Here is a 23,011-nt window from a genome sequence, read left to right as displayed (position 1 = left end):
GCGCTCGTCACAGCAGTTGCTCCTCGGCGGGTTCCGCCGGCGCGCCCTGCGCGTCGATGCTGAGCGACGCCTCCCGCAGCAAACGCAGCTCGGCGGCAGTGGGCTTGATCCGGCGCTGCGAATGACGCGGCGCATCCTCACCCGTAAACACTGCCCGGGGCACCTCCCCGAACAGCGTCACCGCGATGTGCATGCGCTCGCGCGCCACTTCGTCGGCGCTGGGCAGGAAATCACGCCGGCTCAAGGGCAGCATCTCCTCGCGCAGCAGAAGCCGCTCCCAGCGGATGGGCTCCAGGAACAAGGCGCGAAGACCGCGTCCGATCTCGCGGATGGCCGCACGGCCATCGTCGTCGCTCAGGCGGTCCTTCAGCACCAGCGTCTTGACCATGCGCACGTGGTAGTCGAACTCGATGATCGCCTCCGCGGTGGCGTACCCGTATGGACTGCGAAATCCCAGCGCGACCGTGGCCGGGCTGCGCGAACGCAGAACGGACAGGTTCAGCCCCTTGCGCCGCAGCGCCTCGAACTCGGCCTCGCGTGCGCGAATAGCCTGCGCCATCTGGGCCCTGATGGCGACAAGCGTCTGGTAGACCCGGATCAGGATCCAGTCGGCATACGGGTTGTCATTGGCCGACAGGTACCAGATGGACTTGAGAACGGCGGCAAAACGCCGGCCGCCGGGAATGGCGCTCACCTGGTTCTGCGCGCCGGCGGTTCGGCCGGTGAACATCCGGAAAGCGTCCTGCGTATGCAGCGTCATGACGTCGGGGGTCTCGTCAGCGAGTTGGCCCAGCGCGGGCAATGTCGGTGATGCGTGCGATGCAGGCCCAGTGAACGCTGCTGGCGGTGTGGGCGATGCAATCGTGTCTGTTGTGGTCACGGAAATCTCCTTGGGTTGGGATGGAAGTCGGGGGAAAGCCGGCGGGCAAGTGGTGCTCAAGGCGATCGGCCGGCACCCATGCGCTGCTTCATTTCGTCGCGTAGCTCGATGAGCCTCTCTCGCTGGGCACGGACCCTGGCCTGGTATTCGGGTGTGGCGCGCTCGATCTCGTGGCGCCGCTCCTGGGCCTCGCGCGCACGGTGCTGGTCGGCGGCCTTCTGGCGTTGGCTGCGTTCGGATGCGATGCGAGGTCCGAGTTCCGGCAGGAACGTGCCCGCCTGGGCACGGGCGATGAGGCCGCGCAGATAGGCCACAGGGCTGGCGCGTACACCATTGGCTTGCAGCCGGCCAGCCAGTTCGTCCAGGAGCACCTGAGCCTGATCGCCACTGCTGCGCAGCAGCATGCGGGCTGCCGCGCATTCCTGCGGCCGCATCTCCTGTGGAAAGATCAGATCACCACCACCACGATCAGGGTCACCGGCGAGCGTGCCAGCCGCATGCGCCTCGCACGCCCCGAGTTGTGGTTGTACTGATTCACTTGTACTCTTTGTATATATAGAGGGATGGCGGAAAGGGCAGAACTGTGATGGCGGAAAGGGCAGAATTTGTATGTGGGATTGCCACATGCTTATTTCGCCCTTTTGTACAAACCTGCTTGTGGCTTCCCCGCTGACTGGTGCCGCATCGCAGCAAGTGTCCTGCGCCTTCGCAGGCGCATCTCCGGTCAACAGCGACAACAGGCAATCGAGTCGGATGCGTGCGACCAGGCGAGGTGGCATGCCCCGCAAAGCTTCCTCCCAAACGCCGATGCGTGCCAGGTCAAGGCGCGCGCTTTCTTGCTCGCGTCGGGACAAGCCGATTTCCTCAGACCACCGGGCGGCTGCACTGGTGATCCACGCATGGTGCCGTCGCGCGATCTGCAGCCGCGTGCGATACAGGGCCCTTGACAGCATCAGCCCTGCATGTACGCCGCCGCCAATACCCGCGAGCGTGCGGTGGTAGGCCACCGACGGCCCCAGCATCTTGGCCACCATGACCGCGTCTTGCCAGTTGACGCTGCGCGGCGCGGCGGCATTCTGATCGGACAGGCAGTTGCCCAACTGCTCCGTCTGGAGCCGGAAATGAACGCGAGGTGGTACACCCATGCGGCGCTCGTCAACGAGCGCAAGGTTCTTGAGTGCGTCACGCGCGATTCGCTGCTCCTTGGGTGTCAGGCCGGTCTCCCAGGCCCACTGCTCGGTCGTCTTGTGAAACCAGCCACCGTTTTGGACAACGTCACGTCCACGGCGCGTCCAGTAGATCGACTGCGACAGCAGCAATGCCGCCTTGACGCTATCGGTGACGTCGACCAGGCGCCGGTGGAACGCGATGTGGCGCCCGAGCAGCGACAAGATGATCGGCAGTGGATCGGCATGGGTGGGGCTTTCCCATGGCGACGCCTCGCCAGCGGCGGTGCCCGGTTGATTTGCCACGATGAGTGCACCCATCGTCACTGCCCCCCCTGGCCAACACTTGCCTGCAGCGCGCGCAGGACAGCGTCAGGGCAGACCCGAAACCAGAGCTTGGCCGGCATGCCCAGGCGGCGCTCAACGAGCAACCCGGCGCGGCGCAGCGCGCGCCGTGCCGTTTCCTGCTCCCAGCGGGTCAGGCCCGTCTCCTGCGTCCATTGCTCCTGCGAGCACATGAACCAGCCGCTAGAGGCGCTCTCCAGGGTCTCGGTGATCCAGATGGCTTGCGACAGCATCAGCGCCGCTGTGACACCGCCAGCCACCGGCACCAGACAGCGGTGGAAGCTGACCGGCATGTCGAAGACCGCCAGCAGCAATTCGGGACTCAGTCCATGGGATTCGATGTGCGCGTTCATGTGTCCTCCTCAAAATCGCGAATGACCACCTCCAGCACCGCGATCGGCAGGTGCAAGAAGGCCTGGTGCAACTGGAAGTAGCGGACACGAGGCGCTGGATCCGCAATGGACCGCCATACCCGGTAGATGCGCTCGCGGGTGGCGTATTGCGGAAGTGGCACGCGCCCCGAGGGCCGGCACACGCCGAGTTCACGGCGGAACTTCAAGGTCAGCTTGCGCCGGATCTTGAATAGCGCACTCATCAATCGGGTCGATGCTCCGTGGCGGATGAAATACAACTCCAGCGCCTTGGCTTCCCTGACCAGGGCGACGGTGCGCAAGCCGGCCTGCAAGGCCTCACCGTCCAGGGAGATGCCGATGGTCAGCGTGCGCATGGCCGCCAGCCGATTGAGGTCGAGCGCCGACAGTTGCCGCAGGCGATCAAGTTGCTCGTTGCCGATGCCGACGGCATCGAGTTCGTCTGGCCGCGCCTCGGCCAGGCGCGTCGTGACGTGGTTAAGCAGGACGAGGCGGACCTGAGTGTCGTGCAGCGGCAGCATCACGGTTCCTCCTCGCCCGTTGCCGTGTCGCTGCCAACATCTGCACTGCAGGTATTGCCACGGGTCCGCCGCAGGCACGTCAGCACCTCCCAGAAAGCCGTGGCAGCCGCGTCGGCCGGGTCCGCCAGCCAGAAAAGGAAGTCTTGGTCGAGTGGCACCGGCGCGATCGCCGCTGCGTCCACCTGGCCACCGACGCCAGCCAGCAGCCACCAGGCACGTTGCTGCGCCGTTGGCGCCGAGCCTGAATCCGTGATTGGGGAGAGGCGGAACCCAGCGGACGACTTCGGCGCCGGCTCGACACAGTGGCCGAGGCCGGCCACATCAGCGAAGGCTTGCACGCGGCGCACCAGATCTTCAGGCCCAACCGGCGCCAGATCCGCATCGGCAACTGGCGCCACAACATCGGCGGGCAGTGTCGAGTTCGTGGTGTCGGTATGGGGGGCCAGAGCTTCGCCCTGCCCACCTCGGGCCGATGCCGGACGAAGTGCTCCACGTACTACTTCGACAGCTTCACCAAGATGCGCGGCCGTTGCCGCTTCGCACGCCTCGCCGGTTGCGGCAACACTGAACTCGCCGGTGTGCGGATACTTGTCCGCAATCTGACTGAAGACTGGCTCGAAGACCGTGGCGTACACGTCATCGTCGGCCAATGATTGACGAGCCTGCGCATAACGCTTGATCGCGTTGAGCCTGGGTTGAAGCGTCTTGACATCCAGGCCGGTGAGGCCGACCACCGCCTCGCCGAGGGTGCGTAGCCGCTCGGTGGCAAACAGGTAGAGGCCGAGCGTCGCTGTGTTGACGGCCAGGCCCATGGCGTGCAATACGTCCTCCAGCGGACGCAGCGTCAGCTGCCGGCTCTGCTCGGCTTCCAGTCGCCGTTTTAGCGCAACGATTCCGGTGGCCTTGTCCCAGAAACTCATGTCACCGCGCTGCTCGTTCTCGATCAGGTGGGCACTGAGCACGTGGCTCTCCGAGCGCCACGGCCGAAACAAAACGATGAGTTGACGGTATCGCGGGTCCCCCGTCTCGGACCACAGTTGCTGCAACGCGAGCAGCCTGGTGTTGCCTCCGGCTTCAACGACGTAGTGCGACTCACCAGGACGCCGGGTCACCGTCAGCGGCGACCTCAGGCCGCTGGTACGGATTGACTCCTTGATGTCATCGAACTTCACGTTCGCCGACCGGCGCGGGTTGTTCTCGTAGGGCCGGACCTCTTCGACCGAGAGCTCGATCTGGTGTTCGATCTGATCGAGGGTGGCGCGCGCATCGGTGGCGCCTTCGAGATCGCGCGCATTGTTGCCCGGATTTCCCACCTGCAGCGATTGCGCCACGAGCCGGCGGCGCTCGTCCATGGAACCCTTCTGACTCATGACAACAACTCCTGCAGCTGGAGGGCATCTACATGCACGCCCTTCAGGCTCGGGATAAGCTCCCAGACGAGATGGTGCATGACCGTGCTGGCGCTGGGCATCACGCCATCGCGCCGGCGTTCATGCCGATGCACCGGAATGCGCAGGGTTGCGGCCTCCTTGTAAGCCTTGGCATGTGGCACCACCGTGGCCAGCACCGACACCCTGCCATCGAGCCGTGTGAGATCCTCGCGAATTCCGCTGGCTATCAAACGGGCATCAGCGCTGCGGTCCTGCCGATAAATCACGGCCTTGACCGGCCCCAGCGTGGCGCCCAGCGCGTTTGCCGGCTCCAGCCGTTCGAGCAACTCCATGGTGCCGTGCTTGAACTCGCGCGCCGAGAGGATCTCAGGTGTAATCGGTGAGACCAGCATGTCGGCGGCCATCAAGGCAGCGTCCTGCAACGGCCCGATCGCTCCCTGGGTGTCGATCAGCACGCAGTCGTAGTTGCTGGCCACCACGGGCGAGTGCAGTGCGAACCGAAGGCGAAAGCCACGGTCGATGCGGCCCAGCAGCCAGTTCGGAAGATGGCCTTCCGGATCGTCCGAGACGACGATATGCAGGTTCGGAAAGACCGTCGGCGTAATGCACGTCGCCGTCACCTGTCCACGCACAATGACCTCGGTCAACCCGGCCGTCGGCCTCTCTGCGGCCAGTGGAAAGTACTTTGACAGCGACGGCTGGACATCCGCGTCGACCAACAGCACTCGCAGGCCCATGTCGGCCAGCAGCGCCCCCAGATTGGCGGTGAGCGTCGTCTTGCCGACGCCCCCCTTGGTGCTTGTGATAGTGATTTTGAGCATCGATTCCGCGCTTTTTCAGGTCCTGAATCAGGCATACGGAATCGACGCGTGAAGTGTCGGAACCTCCCTGCAAAATCACTCCTTGAGATAGTCGCCTAGGCCGAGATCGGCGAAGACGCCGCGCACCCGCTTGATCTCCTCATACAAAGTTGCGCGCGGGATTCGGAGCTTCTCTGCGGCCTCTTTGATCGACAGCCCTTCCTCGCCGAGCATCAGACACAGCCGCTGCTGGGACGGCGTAAGAATGGCCAATGCACGAAGCAGATCCATGCGTACGTGGTGACGATGTGTTTGCCCGTCCTGGCCTGACTGCGCAGACTCGGACGCGTCCAGCGATTCGGCCAACGTCATCCCGTCCTCCGAGCCGTCTATCGTGGCGTCGAGCGAGAGCATTCCCAGATCGCCGGCGCGTTTTTCAGCGCCCTGCTCACGCATCAGATCAGTCAACTTGTTGCGCAGGACCTGCGCCATGTAACCCACCGGCGGGTTGTCTGGATCGTGTGCAAGATTTCGGCGCACCCCGATCCAGTGCAGCAGGCAATCCTGGACCAGATCGTCGAACTCATGTCGACTGAGCATTCGTGATCGCCTTCGGAATTCACCGACCAATTTCTTCGTGACTGCAATTTCCCACTTGTAAAGACCAGTCCCAGGCCTGAGTGCCATTTCGTTCCCCGTCTGTTGCGACGGGGAAGAAAAATGCACTCATAAAAATGGTAAAAAGTCACAAAACTCTTTTCTTATCAACAACTTAGAGTAGATACAGATGTGTCAAGCGACACCTTTCACACGGATTCCGTAACCGAATACGGGGGCGCTATCGATAGATGACGATGAACGCCGATCCATGGCGATCGACGCAATCGGGGTTAGCCGGAGTGCCCTCGCAGGGTCGCGAGATGCTGCGTGAATGGCTGGTGCGCGAGATCGAAACGATGCGGAGCAGTTGAACAGCGGCGGTGTCATATACAGCCAGGTGCTTGAGAGCCAGGGTGGCTCATCGACCAAATGCGGAGGTCAGGATGAAACGAAGAATTGAATTCGCCGATCAGGCAATGGTGGCGGCCGGCACAGCGAGTCTGGCGGCGGATCAGGATGGTGTTACGAGAGTAGCGGCCTCAGATCGGGCCAGGCATGCCCGCGAGGCCGTTCGGGCGCGCCAGCCCCTTGGCGCTTTCGACGCAAGGGCAATCCGGGAGTTGTCACAGGCGGTGCCGACTGACCCGAAAGGCCTGCGACGCATCATCCGCCGCAACGAGTTACGCCAGATCGTTCCGTTGGCCGACTCGACGATCTACGAACTTGAGCGGCGCGGGGAGTTTCCCCAGCGGTTCTTCCTCACAGCACGCTGCGTAGTGTGGGATCTGGCCGAGGTCGAGGCCTGGCTGCGTAGCCGTCGGCAGCCAGGCGGAGCTGAGATGGTGAAAAAGGCGCCAGTGCCAGACTTCCGAAAGAGAGTGCGATGCAAGTCAGATTGAATATGGACTGGCCGATTCCGATCCAAAGGCAAGCTGGCGGATCGCAGGACAGTTAGTACTCAATCAGCCGTCCGTGGGCAACGCTTCTTGTGATTTCGTGGCGTCCACATAACGGGGGCCAGTTCAAACATTATGAAAGTCCCGAGCCTTCAGATGACGCGATAGGGGAACTTATCGCTTCGCCAATGGCTTGCCAGTTCATTGGCTCTGCCACTTCACACCCCGTCGTCCAAAATCGGTCACCGAGCGCCAAACATCGCCGGCGCGGAACTTCTCGCACTTGTCGATCCGGGTAGTCGACTCTATTTGTGGCCATTGGACTCCACGATGAATTCATATTGGCGCCGCTGTAGTCACCGCCTTCATGGAGGGCGGCAACAAGGTCGGCGTATGGGACTCCCCCGCCACCCACGCATCGATCATGTCCGCCCACTCCTGCAGCATGTGGCGCCGCTGTTCGCCGTACTCGGCCTTGTTGTAGACGCCGCGCGATGACCGACCGTCCTCGTGGGCCAGGCTCTTCTCGATCCAGTCGCTGTTAAAGCCCAGTTCGTTCAGGATGGTGGAACCGGTTCGACGAAGGTCATGCACAGTGAAGGACTCCAGCGGCAGGCCTGATTCCTTGGCCTTCGCGACCACGACCTGGGTCACCCGGTTGAGGGTCGCCTTAGACATACACCGATCGGCGTCATAGCGCGAGGGCAGCAGGAACCGCGAACCACCGGCACAGGTGCGAAGCGCCACCATGATGTCCAGTGCCTGTTGTGACAGGTAGACGTTGTGGGGCTTTCCCGCCTTCATGCGGTTCTTCGGGATCATCCAGACGGCATTCTGGAAGTCAATCTCGTTCCACGTGGCCTCGATGAGTTCGCTCTTGCGCACCAGCGTCAGCAGGACAAGTCGCAATGCCAGCCTAATCGTGGGCAGAGTCGCGGTGGCGTCTAGCACGCGGTGCATGACGCGGATCTCGGACGGCGACAGCGCACGATCCTTGGGCACGAAAGTGGCAATCGACGAGGGCCCGACTTCGTCGGCCGGGTTGGGTGCCTTGTCGCCATGCAACGCGGCGAAGCCAAACACTTGCTTGACGATGTCGCGCACGTGCACGGCGGTGGCGGGTGCACCGCGTTCTTTGACCTTGGCGCACAGGTTGCGCAAGTCCTCGGGGCCGATCTCTGCTAGCAACCGATTGCGGAAAGTCGGCATGATGTCCCGGTCGATGATACTTTTGCGCATCGACTTGGTGCTCTCCGCCATCCGGGCTTCTTCGAACCAGCGCTTGGTGAATTCTTCGAAGGTCTTGGCCTCCGACAAGCGACGTTTCTCGCGCTGTTTTTCCTGGCTGGGGGACTTACCTTGGTCGATCGCGCGCCGTGCTTCCATGCAACGCTCACGCGCCATCAGCAGCGACATGCCGTCCTTGGCGCCGTAGCGACCCACCGTGAGCGTTTCGCGCCGGCCATTGAGGCGGTAATCGAGCCGAAATGTGATAGTGCCTTTGGGCGAGACGGTCACATACATTCCGTCCCGATCGGTGACCTTGAAGGTCGCGGCCCCGGGTTTGAGGCCTCTCAACATCCCATCTGACAGCATCGTCGCACCCCCTTTAATGCGAATTTTACCGTCAGCCAAAAAGTGCCGCTACAAATAATCTAAGTCATTGATTTAAATAAATTTTTAATCAATTTTTTTACCGTCAATGCCTGTTTCCGCTTGACGGTAAAAATTTTCCGAGACTCCATGTGAAAATTATTACCGCCAGATTTACCGTCAAACTGGAGCGCATCCCCCTGATAGATACCGATAGACTTCGATAGATATTTTCTATATTTAACAATGACTTAGGGCTACTTTGCGATAGGTGTCGATAGACTCTGAAAGACGCCGAATCATTCCCACTCAATCGTCGCCGGCGGCTTGCTGCTGACGTCGTAGGTCACCCGGTTGATGCCACGCACCTCGTTGATGATGCGGCTCGACACCTTCTTGAGCAGCGCATACGGCAGCTCGGCCCAGTCGGCCGTCATGAAGTCGCTGGTCTGCACCGCGCGCAAGGCCACCACGTAATCGTAGGTGCGGCCGTCGCCCATCACGCCCACGCTCTTGACCGGCAGGAACACCGTGAAGGCCTGGCTGGTCAGGTCGTACCAGGTCTTGCCGGAATGGGGCTCGATGGTGGAGCGAAGTTCCTCGATGAAGATGGCGTCGGCACGGCGCAGCAGGTCGGCGTATTCCTTCTTCACCTCCCCCAGAATGCGCACGCCCAGGCCCGGCCCGGGGAACGGGTGGCGGTAGACCATGTCGTGCGGCAGGCCCAGGGCCACACCCAGTTCACGCACCTCGTCCTTGAACAGGTCGCGCAGCGGCTCCAGCAGTTTCAGGCCAAGTTGCTCCGGCAGGCCGCCGACGTTGTGGTGGCTCTTGATGGTGACGGCCTTCTTGCTCTTGGCACCGCCGGACTCGATGACGTCCGGATAGATCGTGCCTTGCGCCAGGTATGAAGCGCCCTTGTGGCCACCGGTGCCGGCCTTGAGCTTGGCCGCCTCGGCCTTGAACACGTCCACGAAGAGGCGGCCGATGATCTTGCGCTTGGCTTCGGGATCGCTCACGCCGGCCAGTTCGCCGAGGAACAGGTCGCAGGCGTCCACGCGGATCACTTTCGCGTGCAGCTTGCCGGCAAACATGTCCATGACCATATCGCCCTCGTGCAGGCGCAACAGGCCATGGTCGACAAAGACGCAGGTGAGCTGATCGCCGATGGCGCGATGGATCAGCGCGGCAGCCACGGATGAATCGACCCCGCCGGAGAGGCCGAGGATCACTTCCTCATCGCCGACCTGGGCGCGGATCTTTTCAACCGCCTCTGCGACATGGTCGTGCATGACCCAGTCTGGCGTCGCGGCGCAGATCTCGAGCACGAAGCGCTCCAGCAGCGCCTTGCCCTGGACCGTGTGCGTGACCTCAGGGTGGAACTGCACCGCATAGTAACGCCGCTGCTCGTCGGCCATGCCGGCAATAGGGCAGCTGTCGGTGGAGGCCATGAGCTTGAAACCCGGAGGCAGCTCGGTGACCTTGTCGCCATGGCTCATCCACACCTTGAGCATGCCGTGGCCCTCTGGCGTGGTGAAGTCGGCAATATCCTTGAGCAGCGCAGTGTGGCCTCGCGCACGCACCTCGGCATAACCGAACTCGCGCTTGTGGCCTCCCTCGACCTTGCCGCCGAGCTGCTGTGCCATGGTCTGCATGCCGTAGCAGATGCCCAGTACCGGTACGCCCAACTCAAATACCGCCTGGGGCGCGCGGTCGGTCGTCTCCTCATAGACACTGGCATGGCTGCCCGAGAGGATCACGCCCTTGAGCGCTCCGTCCTTCGCGTAATCGCGGACCCAATCGTCATTGACATCACAGGGGTGGACTTCGCAGAAAACATGGGCCTCGCGCACGCGGCGGGCGATCAGCTGGGTGACCTGGGAGCCGAAATCGAGGATAAGGATCTTGGAGTGCTGCATGGCCGCAATCAGTTGGAAAAAGCAAAAAAGGGCCGCCTCGCGGCAGCCCAGGGAGAGAAAAAACGTTCAGTCCGCCCGGTAGTTGGGGGCTTCCTTGGTGATCTGGACGTCGTGCACGTGGCTCTCGCGAATGCCGGCGGTGGTGATCTCGACGAACTCCGCCCGGTCATGCATCTCGGCGATGGTGCCGCAGCCGCAGTAGCCCATGCTGGCGCGCAGGCCGCCGGCCATCTGGTAGATGATGGCCACAACCGAGCCCTTGTAGGGCACACGGCCCTCGATACCCTCGGGCACCAGCTTGTCTGCGTTGGGGTTGCCCGTGCTGGACTCCTGGAAATAGCGATCCGCGCTGCCCTGCTGCATGGCGCCAATGGAGCCCATGCCACGGTAGCTCTTGTAGCTGCGCCCCTGGTAAAGGATGACCTCGCCGGGCGCCTCTTCGGTGCCGGCAAACATGCCACCCATCATCACCGTGCCCGCGCCCGCCGCGATCGCCTTGGCGATGTCGCCGCTGTAGCGGATGCCGCCGTCGGCAATCAGGGGCACGCCGGTGCCCTTGAGGGCAGTGGCCACGCTGTCGATCGCCATGATCTGCGGCACACCCACGCCCGCAACGATGCGCGTGGTGCAGATGGATCCGGGTCCGATGCCGACCTTGACCGCATCGGCGCCCGCCTCCACCAGCGCCAGCGCCGCCGCACCGGTGGCGATGTTGCCGCCAATGACTTCGATCTCGGGATAGTTCCGCTTGACCCAACGCACGCGCTCGATCACGCCCTTGCTGTGGCCATGAGCGGTGTCAACCACGATGGCGTCCACGCCGGCCTTGACCAGCGCGGCCACGCGCTCCTCGGTGCCCTCGCCGACGCCCACGGCAGCGCCCACGCGCAATCGGCCGGTGGCGTCACGCGCCGCATTCGGGAAATTGAGCTGCTTGGTAATGTCCTTGACGGTGATCAGGCCCTTGAGTTCGAAGGCGTCGTTGACCACCAGCAGACGCTCCAGCTTGTGCTTGTTCAGCAACGCCTTCGCTTCTTCGGGGGTGGTGCCATCGGGCACGGTGACCAGTCGCTCGCGTGGGGTCATGATCTCGCGCACCGGCTGGTCGTAGCGGGTCTCGAAGCGCAGATCGCGCCCGGTGACGATGCCCACCACCTTGCCGCCGTCGCAGACCGGGAATCCGGACACCCCAAGCTGCTCCGACAAGGCCATGACCTCGCGCACGGAGGTGGTCGGCGTGATCACCACCGGGTCGCGCAGCAGGCCGCTTTCATAGCGCTTGACCTTGGCCACCTGCGCGGCCTGCTCGGCGGGCGTCAGGTTCTTGTGAACGATGCCGATGCCGCCTTCCTGAGCAATGGCAATCGCCAGGCGCGCTTCAGTCACGGTGTCCATGGCCGCGGAGACCAGGGGCAGCTTCAGTTCGATATTGCGGGTAAACCGGGTGGCGAGAGAGGTGTCCTTGGGCAGGACCTCGGAGAATGCGGGCACCAGCAACACATCGTCGAAGGTGAGCGCTTTTCCTAGAAGGCGCATGGGAAAGCTCCAAAAAAACGATTGTACCCGTCTCATGCGCGTAAACCCTGCCGTACCAGCGGCCGGCAAGCCACCCATTGGATGCCGTTGGGCGCGCATAGGACACGTTTGTCACACATTTTTGTCCGGCACGGCGCTAAACTGGCGCCATGAAAATCAGAAACGCCATGGCTTTGGGAGTGATCTGGGCTGCTTCGCTGTCCGCGATGGCCCAGTGGCAATGGGTGGACAAGGACGGCCGCAAGGTCTACAGCGATCGCCCCCCGCCAGCGGACATCCCCGAGCAGAGCATCCTGAAGCATCCCGGCTACCGGGGCGGATCGGGCAATCCGCCTGCGGCCGCGCCTGCTGCGGCAGCTTCGACGACAGCCAACACAGCGTCTCCCCGTCCATCAGGCAAGGACCGGGAACTCGAAGAGAAAAAGAAACAGGCTGAACAGCAGGAAGGGGCTCAGAAGAAGGCCGAAGAAGAAAAATACCAGAAGACCCGGGCCGACAATTGCGCCCGGGCCCGCCAGGCCAAGGCCGGCTTCGACTCGGGTGCCCGGATCGCCACCACCAACAAGGCCGGCGAGCGTGTCATTCTGGATGACGACGCACGTGCCGCTGAATCCAAGCGCCTGCAGGGCGTGATCCAGTCCGAATGCAACTAGGGCCGGCCGAACCCGCCACAGCGGGAGTCACGGCACGCCGGTTTCAGTAGCCCGCCTTGCCACCGTCGCGCCGTCGCGCGAAAAGGCCCGCTGAGCGGGCTCCCTGCTTGCGAAACCGCTCCCGACGCGCCACCTTGGGGTCGACCACCAGCGGCCGGTAGATTTCGATGCGATCGCTCTCACGCAAAACCTGACTGGGCGATGCCTTGTGCCCCCAGACCCCCACGCCGCCCTGGGACAAATCCAGACTGGGGAACGCCCGCAACACCCCGCTGGCTTCGACGGCCTGTCGCACCGTTGCGCCCTGCTCCAGTTCGAGATGGCATTCGAACACCTGCCGCGCAGCCGGGGAATAGACAAGGCTGACGCGGATCAGCATGACCGACGGAGACCGAATGCTGCGGGCGGAAACATGTCAGCCGTAGACCTGCTCGGCGCGCTTGACGAACGCATCAACCAAGCTGGCCGCGATCTTGTCGAACACCGGGCCGACGACCGCGGCCAGAGCCCGGTTGTCAAAACCATAGTCCATTCGCAATTCCACCCGGCAGGCCCGCTGGGAACCATCGCCGATCGGCACGAAATGCCAGCCGCCGTCCAGCCGCGAGAACGGCCCTTTCAGCAGCCGCAGGCTGACCGAACGTCCCGCCACATGTTCGTTGCGGGTGGTGAACACCTGGCGGATGCCACTGAAGGTGATGCCCATCTCGGCCACCATGCCGTTGGCGTCTTCCTCGATGACCTTGCCGTGGTCACACCAGGGCAGGAACTCCGGATAGCGCTCGACATCCGTGACCAGGCGGTACATCTCCTCGGGGCTGTACCAGATCAGGACGGACTTGTTGACGTTTTTCATAGAATGCACGACTCGATGCGGATTGTAAGTTTGCCTCGTCCGTCTGCCGACGCCTTCCGCCACCCTCTCACATTTCATGGCCACCAAGAAACCCGACCCCACCAAGCGCATCGCCGAGAACAAGAAAGCCGCGTTCAACTACTTCATCGAGGAGCGCTTTGAGGCCGGCATGGTGCTGGAGGGTTGGGAGATCAAGTCGCTGCGCGAGGGCAAGGTGCAGCTGACCGACGGATACGTCGTGATCCGAAATGGCGAACTGTTCATCATCGGATGCCAGATCAATCCGCTGAACACCGCCTCCAGCCATGTCAACCCGGATTCGGTCCGTACCAAGAAGCTGTTGCTGCACAAGGAAGAAATCAAGCGCCTCATCGGCAAGGTGGAGCAGAAAGGCTACACCCTGGTACCGCTGAACCTGCACTGGAAGAACGGCCGGGTGAAATGCGACATCGGCCTGGCCAAGGGCAAGGCCGAGCATGACAAGCGCGACACGATCAAGGACCGCGAAGGCAAACGCGAGGTGGAGCGCGCCATGAAATCGCGCCATCGCTGAAGGTTTTTTGTTGCTGCCGGGAATAAACCGGTGTCATGCGGTGTTCATGGGATTGCAGATGTCCTGCATCGCCTTATCCCACCCAGGAGTACCCCATGAAGACCCTTTCCATCGCCGCCCTGACCTTGGCCCTGCTGGCCGGCTGTGCCACCGGCTACGGCAGCAAGCCACCTGCCGAACCGGTCAGCGGCGTGCTGGTCGGCCCCAATGGCATGACGCTGTACACCTTCGACAATGACAAAGCGGGCAGCGCGAAATCGGTCTGCAACGGCCCCTGCGCCACCAACTGGCCACCGCTCATGGCCCCCGAAGACGCAAAACCCACCGGCGAATTCACCGTGATCGTGCGCGACGACGGCAAGAAGCAATGGGCGTTCAAGGGCAAGCCGCTCTACTACTGGGCCAAGGACACCAAACCCGGCGACAAGACCGGCGACGGCTTCAACAAGGTGTGGCAGGTGGCCAAGCCCTGAGCCCCGCCGCCTTTGGCGCGCATGCGCCAGGCCACGACCGCGACCATGGACCGCCACACGATCATCGAGCAGATTCCGGGCCTTCGGCGTTATGCCCGCGCCCTGACCGGTGACGCCTGGGCGGCCGACGACCTGGTGCAGGACACGCTGGAGCGTGCCTGCGGCCAGTGGCATCGGTGGCGTGGTGGCAGCGATCTGCGGGCCTGGCTGTTCACGCTGATGCACAACCTGTTCGCCAACCAGGCGCGCAGCCTGAGCCGCCGGGCTGGCAGTGGCGTCCACGTCGACCCGGATCAGGTGGCGGGCGAATTGCAAGCCCCCGATGCGGCCAGCGACCTGACGCTCGACCTGCAGCGCTGCCTGCTGCGCCTGCCGCCCGAACAGCGTGCGGTGCTGCTGCTGGTCTCGATGGAAGATCTTTCCTACGAAGAAGTGGCCAGCGTGCTGGCCATCCCCGTGGGGACTGTGATGTCGCGCCTGTCCCGGGCGCGCTCGCGCCTGCGCGAACTGCTCGAGGCCCCTGCGGGCGATCTCGCCGCGCGCCCCGCTGCCAGCGGCGCACCCACCCTGCGCCGCCTGAAATGACCGAACCGGACACCGTCATGGACCCGCACGACACCCGCCCTGGCATTCCCGATGACGACCTGCACGCCTGGCTGGATGGCCGCCTGTCGGAGGATCAGCGCCGTACCGTTGATGCCCGTCTGGCGCTAGACCTGGCTGCCCGCGACACCGTGGCGGCTTATCGCAGCCAGCGTGAAGCGCTGCACGGCTTGCATCGCACGCTGCTGGACGAGCCCGTGCCACCGGCCCTGCAAGCGGCTGCGCTGCGGCTGGCCGATTCGCGCCAGCGCACCAGCCAGTGGTGGCGCTGGGGTGGCATGGCCGCCGGCTTTATGCTGGTGTTTGCCACCGGCTGGCTGTCGCACGGGCAATGGCAGGCTGTCCGCGGTGGCGAAGCCGTCGCGGCAAGACCCCGTGCCACCGGCCAGGAATTTGTCCGCCAGGCCGCTGTCGCACATGCGGTCTACGCACCCGAGGTGCGCCACCCCGTCGAAGTGGCGGCCGCGCAGCAGGAACACCTGATCCAGTGGCTCTCCAAGCGTCTGGGCCGCCCGCTGAAGGTACCTGACCTGTCTGGCCAAGGCTACGAACTGGTGGGTGGCCGCCTCCTGCCGGGCGACAACGGTGCGCGCGCCCAGTTCATGTACCAGGCACCGGGCGGCGAGCGGGTCACGCTGTACCTGGGCGCCCTGGATGGCGGCGCCGACGTCACGACCCGCCAGGAGACCGCCTTCAGCTTTTCCGGCGCCGGGCCGGTACCCGGTTTCTACTGGGTCGATCAAGGATTTGGCTACGCGCTGGCCGGCAAGCTGTCGCGCGAAGCGCTGCTGCAGCTGGCGCAGGCGGTCTACCAGCAGCTGTGAAGCCGGTGTGCGTCAGGACAGCCCGCGCAGCGGATGGGCGTGTGCCGGCCAGGGGCTGACGAAGAACGGCGCCACCATCCCGGGGGTGACGTCCTCGATGCGCGGCGGGTTCCACTTCGGGCTGTGGTCTTTGTCCACCGCAAGCGCGCGCACGCCTTCAGTCGTTTCGCTGGAGGCGCCGCGGCGCCCCAGGTGCACCGTGTTGAAGCAGTGCCGCACGAGATCTCGCTCCATGCGCAGGTCGTCGGCCAGGCCCATGGCGCGCGCCCGGCGGATCTGCTCCAGCACCACATGCAGCATCAGCGGTGAGCGCTTGCGCAGCACGGCGGCCGTGCCCTTCGCCCAGTCTCCCGGAGCGGCTTCGAGCGCCTGAATGATGGCCGGAACGCTCTCCAGTCGGAAATAGGCATCAATTTCAGCCATTCCCAGCGTGGAATGGCTGCTTTTAGCTATGAAATGAGTAGCAACCCAGTGCTCGATGGCCTCGCTCGACTCGAACGGCGTCGTGGCCAGTGTTTCCCACAGCAATGGCAGCCGGGCCGAATCGACGCAGCCGTCGGCCAAGCCCATGGCCACCGCGTCGGGACCGCCCAAGGTATATCCGGTCAGTGCCAGGTATTCGCCGGCATGGCCAGGACAGCGGCTGAGGAAATAGCCGCCTCCCACGTCCGGAAACAGGCCGATATGGGTTTCCGGCATCGCCATCTTCGTGCGCTCGGTGACCAGGCGCGTGCTGCCGCCCTGGCTGATGCCCATCCCGCCGCCCATGACGACACCATCCATGAACGCCATATAGGGCTTGGAGAACTTGCAGACCAGATGGTTGAGCGTGTATTCCTCGGTGAAGAAATCCTCCAGCTCGGGGTCACCAGCGAGCGCGGCATGGTGAAAGAAACGGATGTCGCCTCCGGCACAGAACGCGCCGAACGGTCCCTCCCGACCCATGCCGCGCACCGCCACGGCGAGCACCTGCGGATCGTCCTGCCACGCCAGCAACGTGCTGGTGAGGTCGCGGATCATGGGCAGCGACAGGGCATTGAGCGCACGGGCCCGGTTCAGGGTGATGAACCCGACCCGGCCCCTCACTTCGGCAATCACGTCAGGCATTTCGTTGTCTCCATCCAAGTAGTTCGTTGGCCGCCAGCGCGCCGACCACCAGTCCGCCACCCACCAGGACATCGCGCCCCGGCACTTCGCCGGCGCCGACCCAGGCCAGCAGGATGCCGAATATCACTTCGAGCAGCCCTAACAGCGCCACCTCCGGCGCCTTGAGCGAACGGGCACAGACGACGGCCAGCGAGGACGGTATCGCCAGCTGGATCAACCCGAGCCCGAACAGCAAGCCAAGGTCATGCGCCGACGCCTGGAACGGCAGCGCCAGCGGCAGCGTGATCAGGGACGACAGCACCGCACCGATCAGCACGGCCGGGATCAGGTCCACATCATGCCCCTTGGCATGGGCGTGTTGCGTGACCGTCCAGTTGGCAGCACCGGAAATCGCCACACACAGCGCCACCAACGTGCCGGTGAAGTTGATGCCTTCGGCCAGCTGGTGGCCGTACATCCAGGCAATGCCGGACACCGCCACCAGGATGGCGACGCCCGTGCGTCGCGCGATGCGATGGCCGATGAACACGCGCGCCGCCACCGCGGTGAGCAGGGGCGCCAGGGCCATCGTCACCAGCACATTGGCCACCGTGGTCAGTGTGATGGCCATCATGAAGAAGGTGAACATGCCACACCAGCACAAGCCCGATATCCACAGTGCCGCGCCACCCTGGCGCATGCGCTGGAAGACACCGCGTCCCTGGAACACCGGCAGGATCACCAGCAGGCAGAGCACGGTGAAGAAGCTGCGCCAGAAGGTGACCTCAAAGCTGCGGGCCTGCTCAAGGTGGCGCGTGACCACCCCGGCAGTCGACCACATCAGGGTCACCGCCACCATCAGCGCCACCGCAGCGGAATGCCCAAGCACGCGCCGCCCGCCTGACGTCAGCGCGCGTGCAGCACCACTGGCCGCGTCAGGCCGCGGTTTCGCGACTGGCGCGCTTGCGGTCATGTTCCTTGAGGTAGCGTTTGCGCAGGCGCACCGACTTCGGCGTGATCTCCACCAGTTCGTCGTCCTCGATGAACTCGACGCCGTACTCCAGCGTCAGTTCGATCGGCGGGGTGATCTTGATCGCGTCCTCCTTGCCGGAGACACGGAAGTTGGTGAGCTGTTTGGTCCGCGTGGCGTTGACCACCAGATCGTTTTCGCGGTTGTGGATGCCGACGATCATGCCCTCGTAGACCGGATCGTTGGCGCGCACGAACATGCGGCCACGGTCGTCGAGCTTGCCCAGCGCATAGGTGAAGATCTCGCCGTCGTCCATGGAAATCAGCACGCCGTTCTTGCGCCCGCCGATGTCGCCCTTGTGCGGTTCGTAGCGGTCGAAGATGTTGGAGATCAGGCCCGAACCACGGGTCAGGTTCAGGAACTCGTTGGTGAAGCCGATCAGGCCCCGCGCCGGAATGCGGTACTCCAGACGTACACGGCCACGGCCGTCCGGCTCCATGTTGAAAAGCTCGCCTTTGCGTTCGCCCAACGCCTGCATCACGCCACCCTGGTGCTGCTCTTCGATGTCAGCGGTCACCATCTCGATGGGCTCGTGGCGAACGCCGTCGATGTCCTTGAACACCACGCGGGGCTTGGACACCGCGAGCTCGTAGCCTTCGCGGCGCATGTTCTCCAGCAGGATGGTCAGGTGCAGTTCGCCGCGGCCCATGACCTCGAAGATGCCTTCCTCGCCGGTTTCGCGCACCCGCAGGGCCACGTTGTGCTGAAGCTCCTTCTGCAGGCGATCCCAGATCTGGCGGCTGGTGACGTACTTGCCTTCGCGGCCGGCCAGCGGGCTGGTGTTGACGCAGAAGTTCATGGTCAGGGTCGGTTCATCGACCTTGAGCATCGGCAGCGGTGCCGGATTCAGCGGGTCGGTGAGGGTCACGCCGATGCCGATGTCGGCGATGCCGTTGATCAGCACGATCTCACCCGGACCCGCCTCGGTGGCCTGCACGCGCTCAAGCCCCTGGAAGGTCAGCACCTGGTTGATGCGGCCCTTGATGGCTTTGCCGTCCGGACCCTCCATCACCACGACGTCCATCATGGGCTTGATCGTGCCCTGGCTGATACGGCCGACGCCGATGCGCCCGACGAAGGTCGAAAAGTCCAGCGCCGAGATCTGCAGCTGCAGCGGCGCCGCGGGGTCCCCACGTTGCGCCGGAACGTGCTTGAGAATGGTGTCGAACAGGGCCGACATGTCCGGGCCCCACTGTTCGCCCTGCGCGCCTTCTTCCAGCGAGGACCAGCCGTTGATGCCGGAGGCGTAGACCACCGGGAAATCCAGCTGCTCATCGGTGGCGCCCAGCTTGTCAAAGAGATCAAAGGCCGCATTGACGACCTTGTCCGGGTTGGCACCCGGCTTGTCCACCTTGTTCACCACCAAGATGGGCTTCAGACCCAGCGCCAGCGCCTTCTTCGTCACGAAGCGGGTCTGGGGCATCGGGCCTTCCTGCGCATCAATCAGCAGCAGCACGCCGTCGACCATGCTCAGTGCGCGCTCGACCTCGCCGCCGAAGTCTGCGTGCCCGGGGGTGTCGACGATGTTGATGTGCGTGCCCTGCCAGGTCACGGCGCAGTTCTTGGCCAGGATGGTGATGCCGCGCTCTTTTTCGATGGCGTTGTTGTCCATCACGGTGTCGACGACCTTCTCGTGCTCGGCAAACGTGCCGGATTGGCGCAGCAACTGGTCGACCATGGTGGTTTTGCCGTGGTCGACGTGGGCAATGATGGCGATGTTGCGGATCTGTTGGCTCATGGGCTTCTCCTTATGCCGCGCACAGGGCTTGCGGCGAACTTTTCAAAATCTGGTCTATTTCAATCGGGCTCAGCAGGCGGGTCGGAATCAGCTCGCCATCCACCACCTGGGCAGTTCCCAGCAGGCAATGGGCTTCGGGGCCATAAACGGCCACACGCGCCTGGTCAGGCCAAGTCCCGCGTCGACGCACACCGTTCAGAAACCTCGCGACGTCCGCCGCCTCCAGCGTCAACGGGCTGTGGTCATCCAGCAAGGCCTCCACCGGCAGCAGGCAGCGCTCGCGCCGCGCCTGGTCCATCGCTTCCAACGCCGCCAGCGTGACGCAGCGCTCCAGCACGAACGGGCCGGTGGCGATCCGCCGCAGCGACGCCAGATGCGCGCCGCAACCGAGCGCCTCGCCAATGTCCTCGCCGAGCGTGCGGATGTAGGTCCCTTTGCTGCAGAAAACTCTAATTTTGATAGCTGAAGGTGACCCATCGACGATGGGATCAATCACTTCCAGCTTGAAAATCTCGATCTCGCGAGCCGTCCGCTCGACTTCGATGCCCGCACGGGCGTATTCGTACAGCGCACGCCCGTCCTTCTTGAGCGCGCTGTGCATCGGCGGCACCTGGTGGATCACACCCGTGAACTGCCGCACCACCTCGGCCAGCCGCTCGGCGGTGTACGCCACTGGCCGTTCGGCAATCAACTCGCCTTCCGCATCTGCGGTGGTGGTGCGCTGGCCCAGTCGCAGCACCGCCTCGTAGGTCTTGTGGGCATCCAGGTGCATCTGGCTGAACTTGGTGGCCGCACCAAAGCACAGGGGCAACACGCCGGTGGCCAGCGGATCCAGTGTGCCGGTATGGCCGGCCTTTTCGGCGCGCAGCAACCACTTGGCTTTCTGAAGCGCATCATTGCTGGAAAGACCCAGCGGTTTATCAAGCAACAACACCCCATGCACAGGGCGCCGCTGCACCCGTGTGCGAGGCGCGTTCATGGTCAGTCCTCTTTTGCGCGGGAAGAGACCGCCTTGGCGATCAGTGCATTCATGTCCGCCGCACGCTCGGTGGTGCGGTCGAACACGAAATGCAGCGTGGGCACCGTGTGGATGTGCAGTCGCTTGAAGAGGCCGGCCCGAAGGAACCCTGCCGCGGCGTTCAGGCCCTGGGCGGCCTCCACTGGATCGCCGGTGAGCAGGCTGAAGAACACCTTGGCGTGGGCGTAATCCGGCGTGACCTCGACGGCCTGGAGCGTGACCATGCCGACCCGCGGGTCTTTCAGCTCGCGCGCGATCAGATCCGCCAGATCGCGCTGGATCTGGTCGGCCACCTTGAAGGCGCGATTGGGCAGGGTTGACTTCTTGGCCGGCATCGGGAGGGCGTGTCGTCTTCGGGCGCCTTACAGCGTGCGGGCAATTTCCTTGATCTCGAAGAACTCCAGCTGGTCGCCCACGGAGATGTCGTTGTAGTTCTTGAGCTTGATACCGCACTCGAAGCCTTCCTTGACCTCGCGCACATCGTCTTTCATGCGCTTGAGCGAGTCCAGTTCGCCGGTATAGATGACGACGTTGTCGCGCAGCAGGCGGAAATGCGCGCTACGGTTGACGCTGCCCGAGGTGACCATGCAACCAGCCACCGTGCCGATCTTCGACGCCACGAACACGGTCCGGATCTCGGCTGTGCCGATGACCTCTTCGCGACGATCAGGTGCCAGCATGCCGGACATGGCGACTTTCAGCTCGTCCACCGCGTCATAAATGATGCTGTAGTAGCGGATCTCCACGCCATTGCTCTCAGCCAGCTTGCGCGCGCCGGCATCGGCGCGGGTGTTGAAACCGATGATGAGCGCCTTGGACGCAATCGCCAGGTTCACATCGGATTCGCTGATGCCCCCCACAGCGGCGTACACGAGTTGGACCTTGACTTCGTCGGTCGACAGCTTGAGCAGCGAGGCACCCAGTGCCTCCTGCGAGCCCTGCACATCCGCCTTGACGATGATGGGCAAGGTCTTGACCTCGCCGCCCGCCATCTCCGAGAACACGTTGTCCAGCTTGGACGCCTGCTGGCGAGCCAGCTTGGTGTTGCGAAACTTGCCGGCACGGTAGGTGGCAATTTCGCGTGCGCGGCGCTCATCGCTGAGCACCATGAACTCGTCGCCGGCCTGCGGCACCTCGGTCAGACCCTGGATCTCCACCGGAATGGACGGGCCCGCATCCTTGATGGAGCGGCCGTTTTCGTCGAGCATCGCGCGCACGCGGCCGTAGGTCTGGCCTGCAAGCACCACGTCACCGGTCTTCAGCGTGCCGGACTGGATCAGGACTGTCGCCACCGGACCACGACCCTTGTCGAGGCGCGCTTCGATGACCAGGCCCTTGGCCATGGCATCCACCGGTGCCTTGAGCTCCAGCACTTCAGCCTGCAGCAGCACTTGCTCCAGCAGTTCATCGATGCCCTGTCCGGTCTTGGCCGAGACGGCCACAAAGGGCGACGCGCCACCGAACTCTTCCGGCACCACATCTTCCACCACCAGTTCCTGCTTGACGCGCTCGGGGTTGGCGCCGGGCTTGTCGATCTTGTTGATCGCCACCACGATCGGCACACCCGCCGCTTTCGCGTGCTTGATGGCCTCCTTGGTCTGGGGCATGACACCGTCGTCGGCCGCCACGACCAGAATCACGATATCGGTCGCCTGTGCACCCCGCGCACGCATGGCGGTGAAGGCCTCGTGACCCGGGGTGTCCAGGAAGGACACCACGCCGCGCGGCGTCTCGACATGGTAGGCGCCGATGTGCTGGGTAATGCCCCCCGCTTCGCCGGCCGCCACCTTGGCACGGCGGATGTAGTCCAGCAGCGAGGTCTTGCCGTGGTCGACGTGACCCATGACAGTGACCACCGGAGCGCGCGGAAGCGACTCGGCTTCCTGCTGAGACACCTCTTCATCGGTGAAAGCTTCCGGATCGTCCAGGGCGGCCACGACCGCCTTGTGCCCGAGTTCCTCGACCACGATCATCGCCGTGTCCTGGTCCAACGGCTGGTTGATGGTGACCATCTGACCCAGCTTCATGAGCTGCTTGATGACCTCGGAGGCCTTGATCGCCATCTTGTGGGCCAGTTCGGCCACAGTGATCGTCTCCGGCACGTGAACTTCCAGCGTGCGAACCTCCACCGGCGCCGCCTGGGCGTGGAAATCGCCCCG

General features: G+C 63.8%; 24 protein-coding genes. 6 read left to right on the top strand and 18 right to left on the bottom strand.

From position 1 onward, the window contains the following. Positions 1-7: 7 nt before the first annotated feature. From ACMUOY_RS17900 to ACMUOY_RS17870, 7 genes are all read right to left on the bottom strand, one after another. Positions 8-880, bottom strand: coding sequence for a PFL_4669 family integrating conjugative element protein (locus tag ACMUOY_RS17900; protein ID WP_413894099.1), 873 nt, complete (start codon positions 878-880; stop codon positions 8-10). 56 nt (positions 881-936) lie between these two features. Further along, entirely contained in the window at positions 937-2,367 is a 1,431-nt protein-coding gene (locus ACMUOY_RS17895) for a hypothetical protein (protein ID WP_413894098.1), read from the bottom strand. A 2-nt stretch (positions 2,368-2,369) separates the two neighbouring features. Beyond that, positions 2,370-2,744, bottom strand: coding sequence for a hypothetical protein (locus ACMUOY_RS17890; protein ID WP_413894097.1), 375 nt, complete (start codon positions 2,742-2,744; stop codon positions 2,370-2,372). Beyond that, positions 2,741-3,283, bottom strand: coding sequence for an STY4526/YPO1902 family pathogenicity island replication protein (locus ACMUOY_RS17885; protein ID WP_413894096.1), 543 nt, complete (start codon positions 3,281-3,283; stop codon positions 2,741-2,743). The genes ACMUOY_RS17890 and ACMUOY_RS17885 overlap by 4 nt, the downstream gene beginning before the upstream one ends. Next, entirely contained in the window at positions 3,283-4,653 is a 1,371-nt protein-coding gene (locus ACMUOY_RS17880) for a ParB family protein (RefSeq protein ID WP_413894095.1), read from the bottom strand. The genes ACMUOY_RS17885 and ACMUOY_RS17880 overlap by 1 nt, the downstream gene beginning before the upstream one ends. Further along, positions 4,650-5,495 carry a ParA family protein gene (locus ACMUOY_RS17875; protein ID WP_413894094.1) on the bottom strand — a complete coding sequence of 282 codons (846 nt, stop codon included), beginning with the start codon at positions 5,493-5,495 and terminating at the stop codon, positions 4,650-4,652. Before ACMUOY_RS17875 ends, ACMUOY_RS17880 begins: the two co-directional genes overlap by 4 nt. Before the next feature lie 75 nt (positions 5,496-5,570). Beyond that, positions 5,571-6,074, bottom strand: a complete 504-nt coding sequence (locus ACMUOY_RS17870) for a sigma-70 family RNA polymerase sigma factor (protein ID WP_413894093.1) — start codon at positions 6,072-6,074, stop codon at positions 5,571-5,573. Positions 6,075-6,517: 443 nt separating this feature from the next. Here ACMUOY_RS17870 and ACMUOY_RS17865 point away from each other — a divergent pair, with 443 nt between their 5' ends. Further along, positions 6,518-6,973 carry a helix-turn-helix transcriptional regulator gene (locus ACMUOY_RS17865; RefSeq protein ID WP_413894092.1) on the top strand — a complete coding sequence of 152 codons (456 nt, stop codon included), beginning with the start codon at positions 6,518-6,520 and terminating at the stop codon, positions 6,971-6,973. Positions 6,974-7,306: 333 nt separating this feature from the next. Here the strand turns inward: ACMUOY_RS17865 and ACMUOY_RS17860 are convergent, their stop codons facing one another. The 3 genes from ACMUOY_RS17860 to guaB all read right to left on the bottom strand — a co-directional run bounded on the left by ACMUOY_RS17860 (position 7,307) and on the right by guaB (position 12,018). Next, positions 7,307-8,566, bottom strand: coding sequence for a tyrosine-type recombinase/integrase (locus ACMUOY_RS17860; protein WP_413894110.1), 1,260 nt, complete (start codon positions 8,564-8,566; stop codon positions 7,307-7,309). A 296-nt stretch (positions 8,567-8,862) separates the two neighbouring features. Then, a complete protein-coding gene (gene guaA / locus ACMUOY_RS17855) occupies positions 8,863-10,482 on the bottom strand; it encodes a glutamine-hydrolyzing GMP synthase (protein ID WP_413894091.1) in 1,620 nt (539 codons plus the stop codon). A gap of 66 nt (positions 10,483-10,548) precedes the next feature. Continuing rightward, on the bottom strand, positions 10,549-12,018 hold the full coding sequence (gene guaB / locus ACMUOY_RS17850; protein ID WP_413894090.1) for an IMP dehydrogenase: 1,470 nt from the start codon (positions 12,016-12,018) through the stop codon (positions 10,549-10,551). A gap of 149 nt (positions 12,019-12,167) precedes the next feature. Between guaB and ACMUOY_RS17845 the strand changes: the two genes are divergently transcribed. After that, positions 12,168-12,671: a DUF4124 domain-containing protein gene (locus ACMUOY_RS17845; protein ID WP_413894089.1), complete on the top strand. Its 504-nt coding sequence runs from the start codon at positions 12,168-12,170 to the stop codon at positions 12,669-12,671. Between the two features lie 43 nt (positions 12,672-12,714). On the opposite strand, the gene ACMUOY_RS17840 is transcribed toward ACMUOY_RS17845, so the two are convergent. Both ACMUOY_RS17840 and ACMUOY_RS17835 read right to left on the bottom strand, forming a co-directional pair. Further along, on the bottom strand, positions 12,715-13,050 hold the full coding sequence (locus ACMUOY_RS17840; protein ID WP_413894088.1) for an RnfH family protein: 336 nt from the start codon (positions 13,048-13,050) through the stop codon (positions 12,715-12,717). Positions 13,051-13,086: 36 nt separating this feature from the next. Beyond that, on the bottom strand, positions 13,087-13,527 hold the full coding sequence (locus tag ACMUOY_RS17835) for a type II toxin-antitoxin system RatA family toxin (protein ID WP_413894087.1): 441 nt from the start codon (positions 13,525-13,527) through the stop codon (positions 13,087-13,089). 76 nt (positions 13,528-13,603) lie between these two features. Here ACMUOY_RS17835 and smpB point away from each other — a divergent pair, with 76 nt between their 5' ends. The 4 genes from smpB to ACMUOY_RS17815 all read left to right on the top strand — a co-directional run bounded on the left by smpB (position 13,604) and on the right by ACMUOY_RS17815 (position 15,980). Beyond that, complete coding sequence (gene smpB, locus ACMUOY_RS17830; protein ID WP_413894086.1) at positions 13,604-14,080, top strand: SsrA-binding protein SmpB; 477 nt, start codon at positions 13,604-13,606, stop codon at positions 14,078-14,080. 95 nt (positions 14,081-14,175) lie between these two features. Next, positions 14,176-14,553 (top strand): hypothetical protein, encoded by a 378-nt coding sequence (locus ACMUOY_RS17825; RefSeq protein ID WP_413894085.1) that lies wholly within the window; start codon positions 14,176-14,178, stop codon positions 14,551-14,553. Between the two features lie 45 nt (positions 14,554-14,598). Then, entirely contained in the window at positions 14,599-15,138 is a 540-nt protein-coding gene (locus tag ACMUOY_RS17820; RefSeq protein ID WP_413894084.1) for an RNA polymerase sigma factor, read from the top strand. Next, the gene (locus ACMUOY_RS17815; RefSeq protein ID WP_413894083.1) at positions 15,135-15,980 is read left to right on the top strand and encodes an anti-sigma factor family protein; all 846 of its coding nucleotides are present in this window, start codon (positions 15,135-15,137) and stop codon (positions 15,978-15,980) included. Before ACMUOY_RS17820 ends, ACMUOY_RS17815 begins: the two co-directional genes overlap by 4 nt. A 12-nt stretch (positions 15,981-15,992) precedes the next feature. On the opposite strand, the gene ACMUOY_RS17810 is transcribed toward ACMUOY_RS17815, so the two are convergent. The 6 genes from ACMUOY_RS17810 to infB form a co-directional block, all read right to left on the bottom strand. After that, positions 15,993-17,087, bottom strand: a complete 1,095-nt coding sequence (locus ACMUOY_RS17810) for an enoyl-CoA hydratase/isomerase family protein (protein WP_413894082.1) — start codon at positions 17,085-17,087, stop codon at positions 15,993-15,995. After that, positions 17,080-17,925, bottom strand: a complete 846-nt coding sequence (locus ACMUOY_RS17805; RefSeq protein WP_413894109.1) for a DMT family transporter — start codon at positions 17,923-17,925, stop codon at positions 17,080-17,082. The genes ACMUOY_RS17810 and ACMUOY_RS17805 overlap by 8 nt, the downstream gene beginning before the upstream one ends. A gap of 76 nt (positions 17,926-18,001) precedes the next feature. Next, positions 18,002-19,834: a GTP-binding protein TypA/BipA gene (gene typA, locus ACMUOY_RS17800; protein WP_413894081.1), complete on the bottom strand. Its 1,833-nt coding sequence runs from the start codon at positions 19,832-19,834 to the stop codon at positions 18,002-18,004. A gap of 10 nt (positions 19,835-19,844) precedes the next feature. Then, positions 19,845-20,813, bottom strand: coding sequence for a tRNA pseudouridine(55) synthase TruB (gene truB / locus ACMUOY_RS17795; protein ID WP_413894080.1), 969 nt, complete (start codon positions 20,811-20,813; stop codon positions 19,845-19,847). Between the two features lie 2 nt (positions 20,814-20,815). Then, on the bottom strand, positions 20,816-21,187 hold the full coding sequence (rbfA, locus tag ACMUOY_RS17790) for a 30S ribosome-binding factor RbfA (protein WP_413894079.1): 372 nt from the start codon (positions 21,185-21,187) through the stop codon (positions 20,816-20,818). 27 nt (positions 21,188-21,214) lie between these two features. After that, positions 21,215-23,011 (bottom strand): translation initiation factor IF-2 (infB, locus tag ACMUOY_RS17785; RefSeq protein ID WP_413894078.1); only part of this gene is annotated, 1,797 nt, incomplete at its 5' end.

Source organism: Candidatus Skiveiella danica (genome assembly GCF_022705245.1).
GTDB lineage: Bacteria > Pseudomonadota > Gammaproteobacteria > Burkholderiales > Burkholderiaceae_C > Skiveiella > Skiveiella danica.
Note: the sequence above shows the minus strand (reverse complement) of the source record. Positions and strands in the feature narration are given on the sequence as shown.

Bases quoted from the DNA above. Each gene is read 5' to 3' on its own strand.
- ACMUOY_RS17895 (WP_413894098.1), bottom strand. From the start codon at position 2,367: ATGGGTGCACTCATCGTGGCAAATCAACCGGGCACCGCCGCTGGCGAG.
- ACMUOY_RS17890 (WP_413894097.1), bottom strand. From the start codon at position 2,744: ATGAACGCGCACATCGAATCCCATGGACTGAGTCCCGAATTGCTGCTG.
- ACMUOY_RS17885 (WP_413894096.1), bottom strand. From the start codon at position 3,283: ATGCTGCCGCTGCACGACACTCAGGTCCGCCTCGTCCTGCTTAACCAC.
- ACMUOY_RS17880 (WP_413894095.1), bottom strand. From the start codon at position 4,653: ATGAGTCAGAAGGGTTCCATGGACGAGCGCCGCCGGCTCGTGGCGCAA.
- ACMUOY_RS17875 (WP_413894094.1), bottom strand. From the start codon at position 5,495: ATGCTCAAAATCACTATCACAAGCACCAAGGGGGGCGTCGGCAAGACG.
- ACMUOY_RS17870 (WP_413894093.1), bottom strand. From the start codon at position 6,074: ATGCTCAGTCGACATGAGTTCGACGATCTGGTCCAGGATTGCCTGCTG.
- ACMUOY_RS17865 (WP_413894092.1), top strand. From the start codon at position 6,518: ATGAAACGAAGAATTGAATTCGCCGATCAGGCAATGGTGGCGGCCGGC.
- ACMUOY_RS17860 (WP_413894110.1), bottom strand. From the start codon at position 8,566: ATGCTGTCAGATGGGATGTTGAGAGGCCTCAAACCCGGGGCCGCGACC.
- guaA (WP_413894091.1), bottom strand. From the start codon at position 10,482: ATGCAGCACTCCAAGATCCTTATCCTCGATTTCGGCTCCCAGGTCACC.
- guaB (WP_413894090.1), bottom strand. From the start codon at position 12,018: ATGCGCCTTCTAGGAAAAGCGCTCACCTTCGACGATGTGTTGCTGGTG.
- ACMUOY_RS17845 (WP_413894089.1), top strand. From the start codon at position 12,168: ATGAAAATCAGAAACGCCATGGCTTTGGGAGTGATCTGGGCTGCTTCG.
- ACMUOY_RS17840 (WP_413894088.1), bottom strand. From the start codon at position 13,050: ATGCTGATCCGCGTCAGCCTTGTCTATTCCCCGGCTGCGCGGCAGGTG.
- ACMUOY_RS17835 (WP_413894087.1), bottom strand. From the start codon at position 13,527: ATGAAAAACGTCAACAAGTCCGTCCTGATCTGGTACAGCCCCGAGGAG.
- smpB (WP_413894086.1), top strand. From the start codon at position 13,604: ATGGCCACCAAGAAACCCGACCCCACCAAGCGCATCGCCGAGAACAAG.
- ACMUOY_RS17825 (WP_413894085.1), top strand. From the start codon at position 14,176: ATGAAGACCCTTTCCATCGCCGCCCTGACCTTGGCCCTGCTGGCCGGC.
- ACMUOY_RS17820 (WP_413894084.1), top strand. From the start codon at position 14,599: ATGGACCGCCACACGATCATCGAGCAGATTCCGGGCCTTCGGCGTTAT.
- ACMUOY_RS17815 (WP_413894083.1), top strand. From the start codon at position 15,135: ATGACCGAACCGGACACCGTCATGGACCCGCACGACACCCGCCCTGGC.
- ACMUOY_RS17810 (WP_413894082.1), bottom strand. From the start codon at position 17,087: ATGCCTGACGTGATTGCCGAAGTGAGGGGCCGGGTCGGGTTCATCACC.
- ACMUOY_RS17805 (WP_413894109.1), bottom strand. From the start codon at position 17,925: ATGGTGGCGGTGACCCTGATGTGGTCGACTGCCGGGGTGGTCACGCGC.
- typA (WP_413894081.1), bottom strand. From the start codon at position 19,834: ATGAGCCAACAGATCCGCAACATCGCCATCATTGCCCACGTCGACCAC.
- truB (WP_413894080.1), bottom strand. From the start codon at position 20,813: ATGAACGCGCCTCGCACACGGGTGCAGCGGCGCCCTGTGCATGGGGTG.
- rbfA (WP_413894079.1), bottom strand. From the start codon at position 21,187: ATGCCGGCCAAGAAGTCAACCCTGCCCAATCGCGCCTTCAAGGTGGCC.